At 51.3% G+C, this 18,145-nt stretch carries 9 protein-coding genes; 2 read left to right on the plus strand and 7 right to left on the minus strand.

Annotated elements, in window-relative coordinates; all coding sequences use genetic code 11:
* Positions 1-54 precede the first annotated feature (54 nt).
* From H6585_05615 to H6585_05625, 3 genes are all read right to left on the minus strand, one after another.
* Positions 55-1,167: a PepSY domain-containing protein gene (locus H6585_05615; GenBank protein ID MCB9447808.1), complete on the minus strand. Its 1,113-nt coding sequence runs from the start codon at positions 1,165-1,167 to the stop codon at positions 55-57.
* A gap of 2 nt (positions 1,168-1,169) precedes the next feature.
* A complete protein-coding gene (locus tag H6585_05620) occupies positions 1,170-3,572 on the minus strand; it encodes a TonB-dependent receptor (GenBank protein ID MCB9447809.1) in 2,403 nt (800 codons plus the stop codon).
* A gap of 76 nt (positions 3,573-3,648) precedes the next feature.
* Positions 3,649-4,407 (minus strand): hypothetical protein, encoded by a 759-nt coding sequence (locus H6585_05625; protein ID MCB9447810.1) that lies wholly within the window; start codon positions 4,405-4,407, stop codon positions 3,649-3,651.
* Positions 4,408-4,757: 350 nt separating this feature from the next.
* Between H6585_05625 and H6585_05630 the strand changes: the two genes are divergently transcribed.
* Positions 4,758-7,871, plus strand: a complete 3,114-nt coding sequence (locus H6585_05630) for a hypothetical protein (protein MCB9447811.1) — start codon at positions 4,758-4,760, stop codon at positions 7,869-7,871.
* Positions 7,805-12,148, plus strand: coding sequence for a T9SS type A sorting domain-containing protein (locus tag H6585_05635; GenBank protein MCB9447812.1), 4,344 nt, complete (start codon positions 7,805-7,807; stop codon positions 12,146-12,148). The genes H6585_05630 and H6585_05635 overlap by 67 nt, the downstream gene beginning before the upstream one ends.
* Before the next feature lie 38 nt (positions 12,149-12,186).
* On the opposite strand, the gene H6585_05640 is transcribed toward H6585_05635, so the two are convergent.
* The 4 genes from H6585_05640 to H6585_05655 all read right to left on the minus strand — a co-directional run bounded on the left by H6585_05640 (position 12,187) and on the right by H6585_05655 (position 18,034).
* Complete coding sequence (locus tag H6585_05640; GenBank protein ID MCB9447813.1) at positions 12,187-12,756, minus strand: DUF2306 domain-containing protein; 570 nt, start codon at positions 12,754-12,756, stop codon at positions 12,187-12,189.
* 252 nt (positions 12,757-13,008) lie between these two features.
* Entirely contained in the window at positions 13,009-16,563 is a 3,555-nt protein-coding gene (locus H6585_05645) for a response regulator (protein ID MCB9447814.1), read from the minus strand.
* Positions 16,560-17,171 carry a chemotaxis protein CheB gene (locus tag H6585_05650; GenBank protein ID MCB9447815.1) on the minus strand — a complete coding sequence of 204 codons (612 nt, stop codon included), beginning with the start codon at positions 17,169-17,171 and terminating at the stop codon, positions 16,560-16,562. The genes H6585_05645 and H6585_05650 overlap by 4 nt, the downstream gene beginning before the upstream one ends.
* Positions 17,168-18,034: a protein-glutamate O-methyltransferase CheR gene (locus H6585_05655; GenBank protein MCB9447816.1), complete on the minus strand. Its 867-nt coding sequence runs from the start codon at positions 18,032-18,034 to the stop codon at positions 17,168-17,170. Before H6585_05655 ends, H6585_05650 begins: the two co-directional genes overlap by 4 nt.
* Positions 18,035-18,145: the final 111 nt, after the last annotated feature.

Below are 18,145 nucleotides of genomic sequence, written 5' to 3' on the forward strand. Positions count from 1 at the left end.
TGAACTTGGCTTGTGCAGGGTGTTCGGTTGTGCCTGGATGCAGGAAGCGCAGATCTATGTTTTTCTCTTTCTTTTTCTTCCCCACCAGACCAGTATGCCTGTGATGGGTAGTGAAGCTACGATCAGGCTTGCGAAGAATGCAATGAACTTACCGGGTAAGCCACCTATGGCGCCAACGTGGATGTCATAATTCATTCGCATGATTTTGTCGGCGGCGGAAGCCTCATTGATCCGCCCCCATATGTGATTTACGGGTAGTTCCTTCAACGTATGTTGGTCGAAGTAGCGGTAGTCGGTTTGCCAGTAGGTGCCGGGATGGGGATTGATGCCGGCCGCAACGGATGCGGTGTTGGTTTCGGGGATATGTACTTCGATGGATGCTCCTTGTGGCGCTTCTTGTGACAGCATTTCCCATACACGGTCAATAGCGGGAATTGTGGCCCCCGTTGTTCGGGTTGTGTCGGATAAGGGTAGCTGGTAAGGCATCATTTCCCGTCCTCCCGAAGCCACGGCATATACGGTTTTGGAGAACCATTCGAAACCCCATACCAGTCCGGTGAGTGCCATGAAGATAACAATCCATGAAGCATAGAATCCCAACACATTGTGAAGATCGTATGCTTTTCTTCTCCATCTTGTATTCCACCGGATGCAGAAACGTTGTTTGACCGCATTCGGGTTTCTCGGCCACCAAAGGATGATGCCTGTGATCAGCAAAACGGTGAAGATCAATGTGGCTGAGGCAACAACCGGTTGGCCGATCTCATGCGGCAACCAGAGATAGAAGTGGCCATCCAGAACAAAAGCGAAAAAGCCGCGGTTCATGTCTTTCACTTTCAGTATCCGTCCGTCATAAGGATGGATGAAAACCTTCAGGTAACCTTCAGGTTCATTCCTGTAGAAGATAGCTTCTGCAGCTCTTCCTGTTCCTGGGTAATGGATGCTGTGCAGGGGTAAACCTGATAGGCTATCGGTAGCGATCTGTTTCAGTTCCGAAGGACAGAGGAATCTTTTGGATTGTGGCTTTACAAAACGATACGGTTGGGTCAGGTTTTCAATCTCCTCCCGGAATGCATACAAGCAACCGGTGATGGCGATCACGAACACCAATAGCCCGGACGTGAGTCCGAGCCAAAGGTGCACGTTACGCATGACTTTCCGGGGCATGTTCAAAACCGGTAAGTCATGGTTAATCTGTAATTGCGTTTCGGTTCCGTTTGCCAGAAGTACATGTCGGCATACGGTGCGCCTGAATACAAATATTCGTTCAGGATGTTGTTCACAAGTAAGTGGATCCCTGCTTTTTTATGTTGATAACCAATGCCACCATCCATGCGGAAGTAGTTCGGAAGTGCTTCCTCGCTATTGTCGAAGTTATACCAGGACGTACGACCGGCTTGGTATTGGTAGCCGAGTGAGAGGCGGATTCCGTTTGGTTTTCCCCTGTTGAATTTGTAGTTCAGCCAGGTATTCTGGATGTGGGTTGTAGCTCCTGCCACGGGATCTCCCACCAGCTCCGGATCCGAATCTTTGGTGACCCTCGCATGGGTGTATGCATAGTTGATCACAACTTGCAGGCCTTCCATGATCTCACCTTTGGCATCAAACTCAACACCGTTGATCTTTTGTTGTCCGGTTTGCCGGCTGTATACAAGTTGGCCGGAAACAGGATCGGGGTGCTCGGTGTCGGTAGATAGGATGTTGTTCTTGGTAATCTGGTAGGAAGAAAGCGAGGTGTTCCATTTTCCATCATGCCAGTCTTTTTTGATTCCCCATTCCATGTTTAGGCCGGTAAGAGGATCGAAAGCCTGCTTCTTCCAGTCGGTGCCCGGTGTTCCCTGGAATACCTGGTCATAAAGGAAATAGGTGGCTGTGTTCTCCGTGATGCTCCAGCTGATACCCATCCTTGGGGTGAGCTTTCCGTCTTGGGTTGAACCGCTGTAGGGGTTGTTGTACCGGTTGGTGGTATACCGTCCTGCCAGTGTCAATCTCACTTTGTTCTGTAGAATACCCAGTTCATCCTGCACGTATAACCCGGCATAACCGTGGCTGTATTGAACGCCTCGTTCTCGGATATCGGCTGTTCTGTCCCACCTGGGTATATCGGCTGCGGAGATACTTCCATAATGCGGATCGTAAATGTTGAAGGTTGAATCTCCCAGGGTGGCTCCCTGGTTCCAATCGGCGAAATAGTCGCGGTTGTTCATGTCCAGCCCAGCCAGGATGTTGTGGTCTACGGCCCCGGTCCGCATTTTGCCGTTCAGGAAAACCTGTCCGTTTTTTCCATGGCCGAGTGCGTCCCAGATACTGATACCCCGCTGCATCAGGCTGTCATTTGCATCTGAAATACCCTTTGGCCATAAGCTTTGACCGATCTGTTTGAATTGCAGGTAGGCAGCCTGGGCAGTCAGCTTCCACTGGCCGTTGAGATCATGTTCGAGGGTAGCGAATAAGGTCCGGTCTCTGAGCACCGTTGGCTTGAGATTGGGTTCTGCAGTGGTGAACCCGACGGGCAGATCGCCATATGTTCTTTTGGAGAATGCGTAGTTGCTTCCGATGGCGTTCATTTGTGAGAATTGTTCATTGTATTCAAGGGTGAGGGATGTTTGATCGTCGATAAGATACCGGAGAACAGGAGCTACGGTATAGCGGTTGTTGTATTCGAAGTCCCGATGCGAGTCACGCAATTGTCCCATGAGATTCAACCTGTAAAGCAATTTGCCGTTTTGCGAAAGCTTTCCGTCGACATCCGTTGTGACACGGTAGGTGTTGAAACTTCCCAGGCTGAATCCCACTTCTCCCTTTTCCCTGCCACTGGGTTTTTTTGTGACCACATTGTAAAAGCCTCCTGGTTCTCCGTTGGCAAGCATGAAGCCCGCCGGACCTTTGACAAATTCGATGCGTTCCACCATGCTCATATCCTCGGTAAGCGGACTCCATGGGCTCAGATGAACATTCATGCCGTTGCGAAACGAAGTAAGTTGAGAACCGCGCATATTGATGCGCGCATAGTTGTCCCAATGTTCTACCTTCTGGGCTCCGCTGATATTCCGCTGAACCCCTTCCAGCATGTCGAAGATCTGTTGGTCTTCCAGGGCTACCTTGCTCACAATCTGTATGTTCTGTGCTGTTTCCAGAAGAGGTGTGTTGATGCGAAGGCTGGTGGATGGTAGGCGTTCCTGGTAGTTGTCTGGATGTGAAAGGATCACCACTTCTTTAAGTTGACTCGTGTTTTCCTTGAGGGTGATTGCAGGTATCACGACCGTTTCATCGGTTTTGACCGTGACCTGCTGTTCGCGGGATTCCAATCCTACGTAGGAGGTGACCAATGTGTAGGTGCCGGGTTGGATGTTCCTGATCTCGTATTCCCCTTTCCGGTTGGTGGATGTTCCCTTTTGTGTTGATTTTAAAATAATGTTCACAAACTCCGCCGGCCTCCCGTCGGAGGTTGTGACGGTTCCCCGGATGTGCCCGGTTTGTGCGGATGCCATCGATGCGGTGAGCAAAAGGCATGCGGTGATGTTGGTAATGAAGGTTTTCACGGTATGTGTTTTTGTGGTGTGTCGATTCATTGATGTTCATGCACGGAATTTTTATGTCTCGGCCCGCTGGCCCGTGCTTTTTCCGCGGCGGAGCTTGTCGTTCTTTTCAGTTGTTTGCGAAGTGATTGCCGTCGGTGGTTTCGAACAAGTTTTTCAAGCGTTTTTCCATGGATCTGAGTTTGGGAACCAGCACCTGGTCTTCAATCATTTCATGTATGTTCAGATCCTCTTCGAAGCTTTTCATCTGGTTAAGAAGGATCCGGTGTGGAGATAAGTTTGTGACGGGTGGGTCATACCTGAGAATGGATGTTCTAACCCGCCTGAACAATGTGTCGATGTGATGGTGGTGCTGTATGAAATCTTCTACCGAATACCGGTTGAAATGAACCATGCTGACCAGCAATCCTCCGCGGTTGTGAAATGCATTGTACAACATGTTGGCATATGGCAAAAGCACCTTTTCTTCCATCCTGAAATGTTCATTCAATTCGTGTTTGTAGTGTTGGAAGAAGTTGCAGATGATGTGAAGGGAGGGGTGCGTGTAGTGGTTGTTCTCCAGCAGGATGGACAGGCTTTGTTCGATTTCAGGGAGTCGCTTGCTGACATAGTGCCGGTGAGAGCGTTCGATGTAGTCGGTCAGCATGGGTACAGGGTATTTCATGAATGGTTCCGGATCCCGTTCCCCGAAGTTGGAGTATGTGTCAAGTATGTCCGCAAGGAACATGGCGTGTTGGATGTTCAACAGGTCGAACAAATGTTCTGCCGATGTCCCGGGCAATCCATACCGATCCAGCACGTGCGTTTCAGCAGGAAGCTTATCCCCGTGATTACCGGTAGTGTTTTTGCCTGAAGGCTGATTTTTCATGGTTGCAGCATTGTATATTTCAATATGGGAGGTGTGATCCGGGAGCAAAACTCGCACTTCATATACCTGCGGTCAATGCCACTTTTGAGGCATTCATCGTACCGGGAATGGGGGATGGATCGCATGATTGTAGTAGCTGAATCAGGGTATGGGCTACTTGTTTGGCGGTATTGCCGGATATGGGGTGATTTTGTATGTTTTCGCCCGGAACAGCGCGACTGATAAGGAAATCGACCCCATTCATAGGGTTTCGTGGACGATTCGTCGAGTTTTACGAACATCCACCCCAGGTATTCGTAAATATTATTCATGCAAAGCACCCGTAACTTGTTCATAAACACAGATAATAGATGCTAACCAAAAGACGGTTGGGGTTTTATTTGTTCATGCTTGTGCTCTCCGGAATCGCGGGTATGTCTTCCGATGCGCTTGGTCAAACGGGACCTGGTGGTGTTGGAGATGCATCCACCAATAAGATCTGGCTGACCGCCAATGACTCCGCATACAGTGATGCAGGAACCACGCCCTCTACCAACGGTGGCAGTATTCAGGAATGGCACGACCGGTCTGGGAATGGCAACGATGCCACTCAAACTACCGCGGGCAGTCAACCCACGCTTGTCACCGGAAGCATGAATGGTCAGAGTGTGGTTTCGTTTGACGGAAGTTCCGACTGGATGAGCATCGTGACCGCAGATATTCCGGAAACCAACTACACCCAGTTCGTGATCTTCAAGTCATCCGATGTGACCGGATGTTTTACCGCGATCGCCAGTCCGGCTACCTATACAGGTGGTGCACACGACAGGCAATTCGGCTTGAGTTCAAACAAGCTTAGCAGCCGCATCTGGAATACGGAAGTTATCAGCTCTGCAACGGACTACAACGACAACACCGCAAGAATTGCGGAAATTCAGGTGACCAGCGGTGTCGGACAGGAGATCTTCATTAACGAAGCCAGCGTGAAAACCGGTACAAAAGGAGGTTCGGATTTCAATTGGGAGGATGGTATGGTGGTGGGCGGACACAACGCCTGGGGCTATTATGCGGGCAGCATTGCTGAGATCATTTTGTACAACACCGTGCTGAACGATGCCCAGCAGATCATCGTGAACAATTACCTTTCATCCAAGTATGGCATCGCCATCGTCAACGACAAGTTCTCGTATGATGCTTCACACTTCTATGACGTGGCTGGTATCGGACGCGAAGATGCCTCCAACATGCATACCGCTGCGAAGTCGGCGGGCGTTTTGACAATCAGCGGAGCAGATGACCTCGATGACGCGGAATACCTGCTGTTCGGACATGACAATGGTAGCATAGCCTCCTGGACCACAACGGAAGCTCCCGGTGGTGGTGAACACATTGAACGCGTTGCCAGGGAGTGGCGCGTGGATGAAACCGGCGATGTGGGAACCGTAACCCTGGAACTTGATACTGCTTTGTTCCCGTCGCATGCAGCTTCGTACATGACCTATGAAGTACTCGTGGATGCCGATGGGGATTTTAGTTCCGGAGCAACTGCTTATCCGATGACCTATACCAGTGGCAGCCTGTTTGAAGCAACCGGTGTGCCTTTGTCTGCAGGAGATTACATCACCTTCGCCATCATTGAACCCGTTGTGGAATTTGCGGTGACGTCTTCCGATGACGATGAACCTAACAGTCCGGCAACCATCACCATTACCCTGAGTTATGCCATGGATGCCGATGTGACCGTGGACTATGACATCATCGGAGGTACGGCTATCAATGGGTCGGATTATACCCTGGCAGTGCCCGGTACCGCAACCATAACCGCGGGAAACACCAGCGTGGACATCAGCATTCCCATCACCAATGATACCGATATTGAAGATGATGAGGATATCGTACTCGAACTATCCAACCCTTCCCTCGGTACTTTGGGTGATAATACACAACATGCATTCACCATTCATGACGACGATAACCCAAGGAAGATTGCATTCCGCACGGTATCAGACAGCCTGGATGAAAGCATAACGCCCGGTGGGTTCACCATTGAAATCAACCTGACCGACGGCAGCAATGCCACTTCGGTGGACTACGCTGTGACGGGAGGATCAGCAACCGGCGGTGGCACGGACTATATCCTTGCCAGCGGAACAGCCACGGTTCCGGCAGGGGAAGATAGTGTAACGGTGGATATTTTTGTCAACGAGGATGCATTGGCCGAAGCCGATGAAACGATTGTTGTGACCTTGTCAAACCCGATCAATGCCAACCTGGGTGCAGACAAGACATTTACCTATACGATTCTTGACAACGATACTGAACCGGCTGTGGAGTTCGCCTTGACATCCTCCAGCAGCCTTGAAAATTCCGGCACGGTTGGTATCCAGGTGCATGCTTCTACGGTGGCAGGCCAGGACATCACCGTTGATTACACCGTAACCCCCGGAACAGCTACCGGAGGAGGCGTTGATTATACCCTGGCCGACGGCACCCTTACCATTCCGAAAGACAGCAGTTATGCTTTCATCAATGTGGTACTGGTGAATGACGGCACGGTTGAAGGGGGAGAAACGTTTACCATTACCCTCTCAAATCCGGCCAATGCTACGTTGGATGCACAGGACACACATGTTTTTACCATCAGTGATGACGACAACAGCGGCTATACAGGTCCGGGTGGAGTGGGAGACGCGAATACGAACAAGATTTGGTTGTCGGCCAATGATGAGGTATACAGCGATGCGGGTAGCACGCAGGCTTCCAACGGTAACAGCGTTCAGGAATGGCATGATCGTTCAGGGAACGGAAATGATGCGGTACAAGCCACAGGCGGCAGTCAACCCACCCTGACAACCAACAGCATGAATGGCCAGAGCGTGATTACGTTTGATGGGAGTTCAGACTGGATGGGCATCACAACAGGTGATATTCCGGAGACCAATTACACCCAGTTCGTGATCTTTAAGTCTTCAGATGGGGCCGGATGTTTTACTGCCGTAACTGATCCTGTGAGTTACAGTGGAGGATCCCATGACCGACAGTTCGGCCTGAATTCCAATAAGCTCAGCAGCCGTATCTGGAACAACGAGGTCATCAGTTCGGCCGGAACTTACAGTGACAATACCTCCCATATCAGTGAGATCATGGTGACAAATGGCGTGGGGCAGGAAATCTACATAGACGAAACCAGTGTACAAACAGGCACCAAGAGCGCTTCGGATTTTAACTGGGAAACAGGTATGGTGGTGGGCGGCCATAATGCCTGGGGATATTATGCCGGTGGTATTGCGGAAATCCTGCTGTATAACACCGTTCTGAATGATGCCCAACAGATCATTGTGAACAATTACCTTTCTTCCAAGTATGGCATTGCTATCGTAAATGATAAATATCCTATGATGCCACCCATAAGAATGATGTGGCGGGCATCGGTCGGGTGGATGCTTCCAATGAGCACCTGGCGGCGCAATCCGCAGGTATATTGAAGATCAGCAGCCCGAGTGATATGGGTGATGGAGAGTATGTGCTGTTCGGTCATGACAAAGGGGATATCACTACATGGACTACGGCGGAGGCCCCGAATGCAGGCACCAACATAGAAAGGTTGGCCAGGGAATGGAGGTTGGATGAGACCGGGGATGTGGGTACCGTGAGTGTTGGTATCGATACAACCGACCTGCCGGCCCGACCTGCCGGGTACACCAAATATTTTTTATTGGTGGATGCCGATGGCAACTTCAGTTCCGGGGCAACATCCTACGCTATGACTTCCGTGGGGGGCAGCAATTACGAAGCCAGCGGGGTAGCGATCGCCGACGGGAATTATGTAACCATTGCCGTTGTACGTTCTATCATTGAATTCACATCCACCAATGCCAGTAAATTCGAACCTCAGAGTCCGGCCACCATGCAGATTTCCCTCAGCTATCCGTTGAGTACCAATACAACGGTTGATTATACTGTTACAGGTGGTACCGCCACATCGGGAAGTGATTATGTGTTTTCAAACGGAACCGCAACCATCACCGCAGGCAATACCACCACCAATCTCAACATTGTTATCATCAATGATGTGGTTGTGGAATCCGATGAAACCATGATCGTGACCCTGTCGAACCCTTCCGCCGGTGTTACCATCGGTACAAATGCATCCGATACCCTGCGGATCAATGATGATGATAACTCGAGGAAGGTGTCTTTTCGCACCACCACAGGCACCAGCGACGAAGCGGTTACGCCGGCCACGGCCACGGTTCAGATCAATTCGGTTGATGGTACAAACCCCACCACGGTGGGCTACAAGGTAACGGGGGGGACGGCCACCAGCGGTTCCGATTACGTATTGGCCGCCGGCATCGCCACCATACCCGCCGGGGAAGACAGCATTACTTTTGATATCGCCATCACGGATGATGCTACCTACGAAAACAGTGAGACCATTGTAGTGAGCCTCTATAATCCCTCCAACTGCAACCTGAACAGTTCCAATACAACTTTTACCTATACCATCACCGATAACGACTCCAAGCCTACAGTGGAGTTTGCCCAGACCACTTCCAGTCAGGATGAAGGCACATCTCCGGCATTGATAGCCGTTGTTCTGTCAGCAGCTACGGGTACGGATGTAACGGTGGATTATGCGATCACGGGCGGATCCGCTTCAGGAAGCGGGGTAGATTATACCCTTGTTGATGGCACACTTACCATTGCTGCCGGTGACACAACTGCGGATATAAGCGTGGATATAGTGGATGACGGTATCGTTGAATCGGAGGAAACCTTTGAAATCACCCTTTCGAATCCAACCAATGCCGACCCGGGAACGGATCTTGTAACAACGGTCACCATCAATGATGACGACAACGACGGATATGTGGGGCCGGGTGGAGTGGGGGATGATACCAACAACAAGATCTGGCTGTCGGCCAATGATGCGGTATACAGCGATGCCGGGTCCACGGATGCAACCAATGGCGGAAGCGTACAGGAGTGGCATGATAGATCAGGGAACGGGAACAATGCTACCCAGACAACGGCAGGAAGCAAGCCCACACTCGCAACAAGCAGCATCAACGGACAAAGCGTGTTGACGTTTGACGGCAGTTCTGATTGGATGAGCATCGTAACCGGTGATATCCCCGAAACCAACTACACCGAATTTGTGATCTTCAAGTCGTCGGACGCCACCGGACCCTTCACCACAATTGCCAGTCCGGCCACCTACAGCGGTGGTGCACACGACCGTCAGTTCGGACTCAGCAGCAACAAAATGTCGAGCCGGATTTACAACACTGAGGTGATCAGCACTGCGTCGGACTATAACGACAATGCAGCCAGGATTGCCGAACTCCAGGTGACCACAGGGGTCGGGCAGGAAATATTCATCAACGAAGCCAGTGTCAAGACCGGTACCAAAGGCGGATCCGATTTCAACTGGGAATCAGGCATGGTGATCGGAGGACACACGGCATGGGGCTATTATGCCGGTAGCATCGCGGAGGTAATACTATACAACAAGGTGCTGAACGATGCCCAGCAGATCATTGTGAACAACTACCTTTCTTCCAAGTATGGCATCACCATTGTGAATGACAAGTTCTCCTATGATGGCGTGCACCTGTATGATGTGGCAGGTATCGGTCGGGAAGATGCGTCGAACATGCACACCGCTGCAGAGTCGGCTGGTATCCTGCGGGTAAGCAATGCAAGTGGTATGGGCAATGGCGAGTACCTGTTATTCGGTCATGACAACGGTGATATCACCGCCTGGACTACAACCGAGGCGCCCACCGTATCCGGTTCTTCCCGCCTTGCTCGGGAATGGCGCGTGGACGAAACAGGAGACGTGGGAACTGTTACCGTTACCATCGATACGGCTACTTTTCCCGCCGTACCCGTGGGTTACCAGATGATGCTGGCGGTGGATGGAGACGGGGACTTTACATCCGGGGCAGTCCTGTATCCATTGATCTATACATCCGGGACGGAATATGCCGCATCCGGGATTGATTTTTCCGCCGGCGATTATGTGGCTGTTGTGGCCGGCGAAAACATCACCAAGCAAAGCGGCGACTTTGATGACCCCGCCACCTGGCTCGTGGGTATTGTTCCAGGTACCGGTGAAAATGCCATCATCAACACCGGGCATGTTGTGGACCTGACCGCGAATCAATCCATCGGTTCTCTCACGATCAACGGCACCCTGAACCTGAACAGCAAGACCCTGACTGTGGATCAGGGAACCATCACCAACAACGGAACCTTTGATGCCGGTACAGGCAAAGTGATCTATTCCGCCTCCGGAGATCAATGTGTGACTCCTTTAACCTACTACAAACTTTCATTGGCAGGTTCGGGTACCAAAACCCTTTGTGGCAACATAGATGTGAACAGCGACCTGAATGTAACGGCAAGTGGCGTATCCCTGGATGTTTCCGCATCCGACTATGGCATCAACCTGGCCGGTAAATGGAACAACAGCGGTACCTTTGTGCCACGCTCGGGAACGGTTGTGTTTGACGGAACCGGTACGCAAAACCTCACCGCAACCGTGGCCCAGACCTATACCAACGTGACCATCAATAAAGCATCCGGGTATGTGAAAATGCTGCGTAACATAGAAGTGGACGGCACACTCACCATGACCAACGGTAACCTGCAGTTGGGTAGCTTTGATCTCACCTTCGGTACGTCGGGTACCATTTCCGGAGGAAGCGCATCCAGCTACATTGAGGCGGATGGCATAGGTGTGTTGAAGAAACTATACAACGCTGTACCCGCTGCTGCGTTTGCGATGCCGATGGGAGACGCAAACGAATATGCCCCTTTTACCTTTACGTTGCAGGACGGAACGCTGTCGGGACTTTCATATGTCACTTTCAAACAAACAGATTCAAAGCATCCGAGTCTGAGTGGAACAACGGATTACATATCCCGGTACTGGACAGTTTCAGCATCAGGAATCAGTTGCAACGGTACCTGCGACGACGGAGCCGGTGATATCAACTTTGATGCGAGTTATACATACCAGGATGCGGATGTGAATGGAACGGAAGCGTACATGATTCCCATGAAATACACGCTGGGAAGCTGGACCGCTGACGGATCGGTTAATACTGGCACCAATACCCTTTCCTGGAGCGGGGTGCCGGCTTTTGGAGATATGACCGGAGCGAATGCAAGTGCGGTGCTTCCCATCGGATTGTTATCGTTCAATGTATGGCTGGAGCGGGATGTGGTACGTATCGAATGGGTAACGGCCGCGGAAATCAACAACAATTTCTTTACGGTGGAAAGATCACACAACGGGATCGATTTTGAAGCCATAGAGAACGTGAAAGGGGCAGGAAACAGCAATCGGATACTGACCTATCGGACATACGATACCCAACCGTTGGAAGGGTTGTCATACTACCGGTTGACACAAACGGATTACGATGGTCAATCGGAAACATTTGATCTGGTTCCTGTCAGGTATTTGCCCGGAAGATCCGGTCAGCACCAACTGTCTGTTTTTCCGAATCCGGCAAAAGACAAGGCGTTTGTTGTGCTGGAAGGAATGGAGGGAAATAGCGAGGTAACAGTTGTCGTGCAGGATATGCTTGGGAAAGTTTTTCGTGACCTGACGATACAAGCTGATCCGTCAGGAAATGCCGTTGCCGAAATAAGCCAGCTGAATGAAATGCATCCGGGCGTGTACCTGGTTACGGTTCGTTCCTCTCACGGTGTCGATGCCATACGGCTGATTGTTGACCGAAACTGAGGAGACAGGATCTGCGTCTTATGTCTATCGTCTAATGTCTACCGTCTCACCAAATACGCCACGCCCAGGTTGGGTAGCCAGCACAACCATGCTGCCAGCCCGTACGCCATGTTAAAATCAGCCATTGACGACGCCAGTACACCCAGCCAGATCCGGAAGGTGACTGCGGCAAAGCACATGGCAAAGCTGTAGGTCATCCATGATTGGTGTTGGTCGGTTTTTCCTTTGCGGATCGACAGGTAGCCCATAATGGATGTGGATACCCATACCATGCCCAAACCGGTGAATCCGGGTGCAGCCAGCACATTGCCTTCCGCATAAAAAGCCAGGAATATACCGCAGAGTCCTCCGATCAGCGCGGCGATCATATAGATTTTTCCGATGGTACGGTGCAGGGCAATCCTGCGGGTGCGCAGTTTTTTGCTGAACTGGAGCCAACCGATTGCCAGTGCAAGTCCACCACCACCGATGTGGCCATAAAACATTGCCATCCAGAGCGCATTCTTTACCACTTCTTCCGGTTTGTTCAACAGGATGCCGAAAGGTTCGTCGCTCAGGAAGTACAGAACAGGATAGATGCCGATGAGCAAGCTGAGGATGGCTGCCATCCAGCGGAGGGGTATTCGAATTGCAGGGTGGGGCATGGGTTGAATAAACTGGTACGGCGTGAAGATAGCGAACGATTTGTAAAGGGGTAAAGTGCTCCCTTTGGTCGCGTAAGGAGGTAACCTTTGGTCGCGCAGGAAAGTTGTTCTTCCACCTATCTACTCCCTTACCCTATCAATCCCTTACCCCTTTACCTCTTTACCCCTTTACCCCTTTACCTCCTTACCTCTTTACCTCTTTACCTCTTTACCCCCTCACTTCCTATTCTTCAACCAAATCTTCATCAGTGAGAACAAACGCTCCACGTCCACCGGTTTGCTGATGTAGTCGTTGGCGCCGGCATCGATGCATTTCTGGCGGTCTTCTTTCATGGCTTTGGCGGTGAGTGCGATGACGGGAAGGTGGGCGTATTTCTTTTCCTTGCGGATGTTCTGCATGCATTCGTAGCCATCCATTTCTGGCATCATGATGTCCATCAGTACAATGTCTATGTCTGCATTTTTGCCGAGTACATCCAGGGCCACTTTCCCATTTTCCGCCTTAACGACTTCCAGGCCTTTTTCCCTCAATACCTTGCCCAGGGCAAATACATTTCGCATGTCGTCATCCACGAGCAATACCTTTTTGTCGGTGAACACCTTTTCATTGTCGTAGAGGCCAGTGATCATTTCCTGTTTCTTTTTCGGCAGGTTGCGGAGGGTACGGTGTAGGAACAGGGCGGTTTCGTCCAGAAGACGTTCTTCGCTCTTTACACCTTTCACGATGATGGTTTCGGCGTGTTGTCTCAGCTCTTCGTCTTCCTCCCTGGTGAGTTCCTTGCCGGTGTACACCACGATAGGGGGGACATGACCTTCCTGGTCTTTTTCGAGTTGTTTGATCAGTTCGAAGCCGGTCATGTCGGGCAGGCCGATGTCCAGCACGATGCAATCCACCTTCTCTTTGTTGCATACGTTCAGGGCTTCTTCGCCCGTACTGGCTTCATGGCACTTCACGTCGCCGTTGCCGATGAGTTTGATGATGGACTTGCGCAGGTTCTTATTGTCTTCAATGATCAGCAGGTTTTTCATTTTGCGGCTGATCAGGTCTTCGATCCTGGAGAATGCACCTTCCAGTTGTTTTTTGTTGACGGGTTTGGTCAGGTATTCCACGGCGCCGGATTTGATGGGCTCCATGGATTTCTCATTGGCGGAGATGATGTGAACGGGAATGTGCCTGAGGTCGGGGTTGCTCTTCAGTTCTTTCAGTACCATATGGCCGTCGATGCCAGGCAGGTCGAGGTCGAGGATGATGGCATTGGGCTGGAATTTTGCGGCCAGTTTCAATCCGTCTTCACCGGTGGCGGCACACAGGTATTTCAGGGATTTTTGGTTGGCTTGCGCGGCCAGCACCCTGGCAAAGTCGGTATCGTCTTCGATGATCAACACCACGTTATCGCTTTCAGAGATCTCATTGCGCTGATCATCAAGGGTGGGGTAGTTGAGAAACTGGCTGTCGTAGGTTGTCATCACGGCCTTTTGGGGTTTGACAGGAACAGCCTTTTTGCTCTGCATCTCCTGGGGAAGTTCAAGGGGGATGGTCAGGGTGAAAGTGGAACCCTGACCGGGTTTGCTTTCAAGCGAGATATTGCCCCGAAGGAGTTTGGCCAGTTCGCGCGAGATCGACAGTCCCAGTCCGGTTCCTCCGTACTTACGGGAATTGCTGCCATCTGCTTGTTGGAAAGCCTCGAAGATGATGTCTTGTTTGTCAACAGCGATGCCGATGCCTGAATCCTTGACCGAAAAGGCAATCAGGTTGGCGTTTTTCTTGAACGATGCGATCACTTCGCCCTTGTCGGTGAATTTGAAGGCATTGCTCAAGAGGTTTTTCAGAACCTGTGCCAGGCGTTGCTGGTCGCTCTCGAATGATTCGGGCAGATCGTTATCCACGATGATGTCGAACTTTAGTCCTTTGTCTTCGGCCACGTGGGTGAAATCGCGTCGCAGGCTGGTGGCGAATTCATGGAGGTTGATGGATTTTACGTTCAGGTCCATTCGTCCCGCTTCCACTTTGCTCAGGTCAAGGATCTCGTTGATCAGGTTCAACAGGTCGTGGCCGCTTTTGCTGATCACCTGGGCGCTTTCAATCTGGTCGACCGAGAGGTTGTTTTCTTTGTTTTGCGCCAGGTCATCGGACAGGATCAGCAGGCTGTTCAGGGGGGTACGCAGTTCGTGGCTCATGTTGGCCAGGAACTCGCTTTTGTATTTGCTGCTGATCTCCAGTTGTTTTGCTTTGTGCTCGATGTCGGTGCGGGCGATTTCCAGGTCGTGGTTTTTTTGTTCCACGATCTGGGTTTGCTCTTCCAGTTCTTCATTGGCGGCCTGCAGTTCTTCCTGCTGTTCCTTCAGTTTCATGGTTTGCTCCTGCAGTTCCTCGTTGGTTTGTTTGAGCTCTTCCTGCTGGGATTGCATTTCTTCCGCCTGTTTCAGCAGTTCCTGTTTCTGGTTGACCTGCTCCGTGATGTCGAAGCGCACGGCCACATACTTGAATATATTCCCTCTCAGGTTCCGGAACGGCATGATGGTGGTGGCTACCCAGTAATAACTTCCGTCTTTGGCTTTGTTGCAGATGTTCCCCCTCCAAACCCTTCCGAGGCTGATCGCTTTCCACATGCCTACGAAGAGGCCGTCGGGTTGCGTGCCGGATTTCAGGATGCGGTGGTTTTTCCCGATCAACTCTTTTTCGGTGTATTGGGAGATCTCGCAGAACATTTCATTTACGAAGGTGATGTTCCCCTGGGCATCGGTTTCAGAAACGATGGCCGCCTGGTTCAGGCTCGAAACCTGTTGGCTGTTCTGCAGCTGTTTGTCCTTTTGTTCCGTAATATCAATGGCCAGCTTCAGCACCTTCACCAGTTTGTTGTCTTTGTTGTAAATGGGGTTGTAGGAACTGTGAAGCCACACGATGTCACCGGCTTTATTGATGCGCAAAACCTCTCCGTTATGCGATTTGCCGGCACGTAAATCCTCCCAGAACTGTTTGTATTCAGCCGAATTCTTGTAGGTCGCATCCACCAATATGCTGTGGTGCTTGCCGATGAGGTCTTCCAGCTGATAGCCCATCACATCAAGGAAGTTCTCATTGGCGCTGGTTACATAACCTTTCATGTCAAACTCCACGGCCAGGTTGGATTTGTTGATGGCGTTCATTTGCCCGGAAAGCTCGGCTTCCTTTTCCCGTATGTTTTGCAGCAGTGTTTCCGTGCGCATCTTGGATTTGGCGGCGTTCACGGCGATCGCGATGTTTTCCGTGTGACCTGAGAGGGTGCGCATGTGTTCTTCAGGGATGACCTCGAACGTGCCCAACTCAAGCACCCCTACCAGCTTGTTGTTGTATATGAGAGGCAGCCCGGTCAGGTACGTGACATTGGCTTCTCCGGTTCCCGAGGTGGTTTGCAGGTAGTCTTTCGGGAGGTTGTTGAAACGGATGATCTTTTGTTCAAGGGCCACCTGTCCCACCAACCCTATGCCCGGCTCTATCACCTTGTTTTTGTAAGCTTTTTTGTTGAGGGCGTATCCGGCCGTTAATTCCTGGTTCCCGTTCAGGTCAGTGGTGTAGAATGTACCCACAGTGGCGGATGTGAATGTAGCAAGGTAGCTGAGTATGTCTGTGCACAAGGGTGTCAGGTCCTTGTCGCCCCGAAGGATATTGTTGATCTCTTCGCTGCTTTGCTGGAGGCGTTTGGTGCGTTCGTTCTCTGAGGTAAGCTGCGCCAGGTTCTCTTGCATTTCAATCAGGGACTGACTGATGTCGTGTTGGGTCTCTGTACTCATGAATTGGGTGTGGTTGAACGGGTTGTTTTTTGCTGGTTGATGCGGATGAGGGCATGGATGATTCCCTCCATGGGTAAGACGTGGTCGGGTTGTGTGGCTTCGATGGCTGCTTTGGGCATCATGGGTACTTCGGCGGTTTCCGGGTCCTGCACCATGGTGAGTCCGCCCCGCTGTTTGATATAGAGCAGCCCTTTGGCGCCGTCAAAGTTGCTTCCGGTGCATACGATGCCGATGAGCCTGCTTTGGTACGCTTCGGCTGCGGTTTCAAACAACACATCGATGGATGGCCGGGCATAGTTCACGGGCTGGTCAATGGTGAGTGTGAAGGTACGGTCGCGTTCTACCAGCAGGTGGTAATTGGCCGGGGCGAAGTAAACCGTGCCGGGCCGGATCTTCTCCTTTTCGTCCGCTTCCTTCACGCGTACCTTGCTTTGCCTGTCGAGCAATTCCGTCCATGAACTGTCAGATGTATCGGCGATGTGCTGTACAACGATGGTTGATAACGAGAAGTCTGCGGGCAAAGACGTAACGAGTTGTTTCAGTACACTGACGCCCCCGGCAGAAGCGCCGATCACCACTGCGTCGAATTGAGATGAATGTCCTGTCATTCAGCATATATTTTCTTATACATCCTTTGCTTTTTGTCTACATGGGTGTAGTGGGATGCATGGTCTGTGAACTGGAGGGATTCCTTATTGCCCAGGCATAGGATACCGCCGTTGACAAGGCTGTTGAAGAACAGTTGGTGTACCTTGTTCTGCAATTCCTTGCTGAAATAGATGAGCACATTGCGGCATACCACCATGTGCGCTTCCGTGAAATCGCTGTCGGTAACCAAATTGTGGTGGGCCCACACGATGTTTTTCTGGAGGGAATTGGACAGGATGGCGGCATCATACTGGGTGTGGATGTAGTCGCCGAAGGTAGCCCTGGCACCGGAAGCGCTGTAATTCTGGCTGTACTTCTTGATCTTGTTGGATGCATATATGCCTTCCCGGGCCACATTCAACGCATGCTGGTTGAAGTCGGTGGCGTAGATCTGCGTGCGATCATACAGACCTTCTTCTTTCAGCAGGATGGCCATGGAATATACTTCCTCTCCCGTGCTGCATCCGGCATGCCATATCTTGATGTGCGGCCAGGTCTTGAGGAGGGGAATCACCTTTTGACGGATTTGCTGGTAGAACGGCGGGTCGCGGAACATCTCCGTAACACCGATGCTGAAGTCGTTCAGCAGGGCTTCGGCGAATGTCGGACTGTGCAGCATTTTGTCCTGCATCTGCGACACGGTGTTGAGGCCGCTGGTGCGAAGGCGTTGCGTAACCCTGCGCCGGATATGCGCTTTGGAATATCCCCTGAAGTCGTAGCCGTACTTCCGGAACAATGCTTCCATAAGCAGTTCGATCTCCAGATCCGCATCCTGGTGGGTGGCGAGAGGATCCTGTTCGTCCTCCGTCGATAAATCGTGCATAGGTAAAGTGGTCAAATGGATGCATTATTGATGCAAACACATCCGGAAACAAAGGGTGATGTTAGCGGAGGAGGGAATAGTGCATCATCCTTTCCGGGCTGTGTTATCACA

It is taken from the genome of Flavobacteriales bacterium (assembly GCA_020635855.1).
GTDB lineage: Bacteria > Bacteroidota > Bacteroidia > JACJYZ01 > JACJYZ01 > JACJYZ01.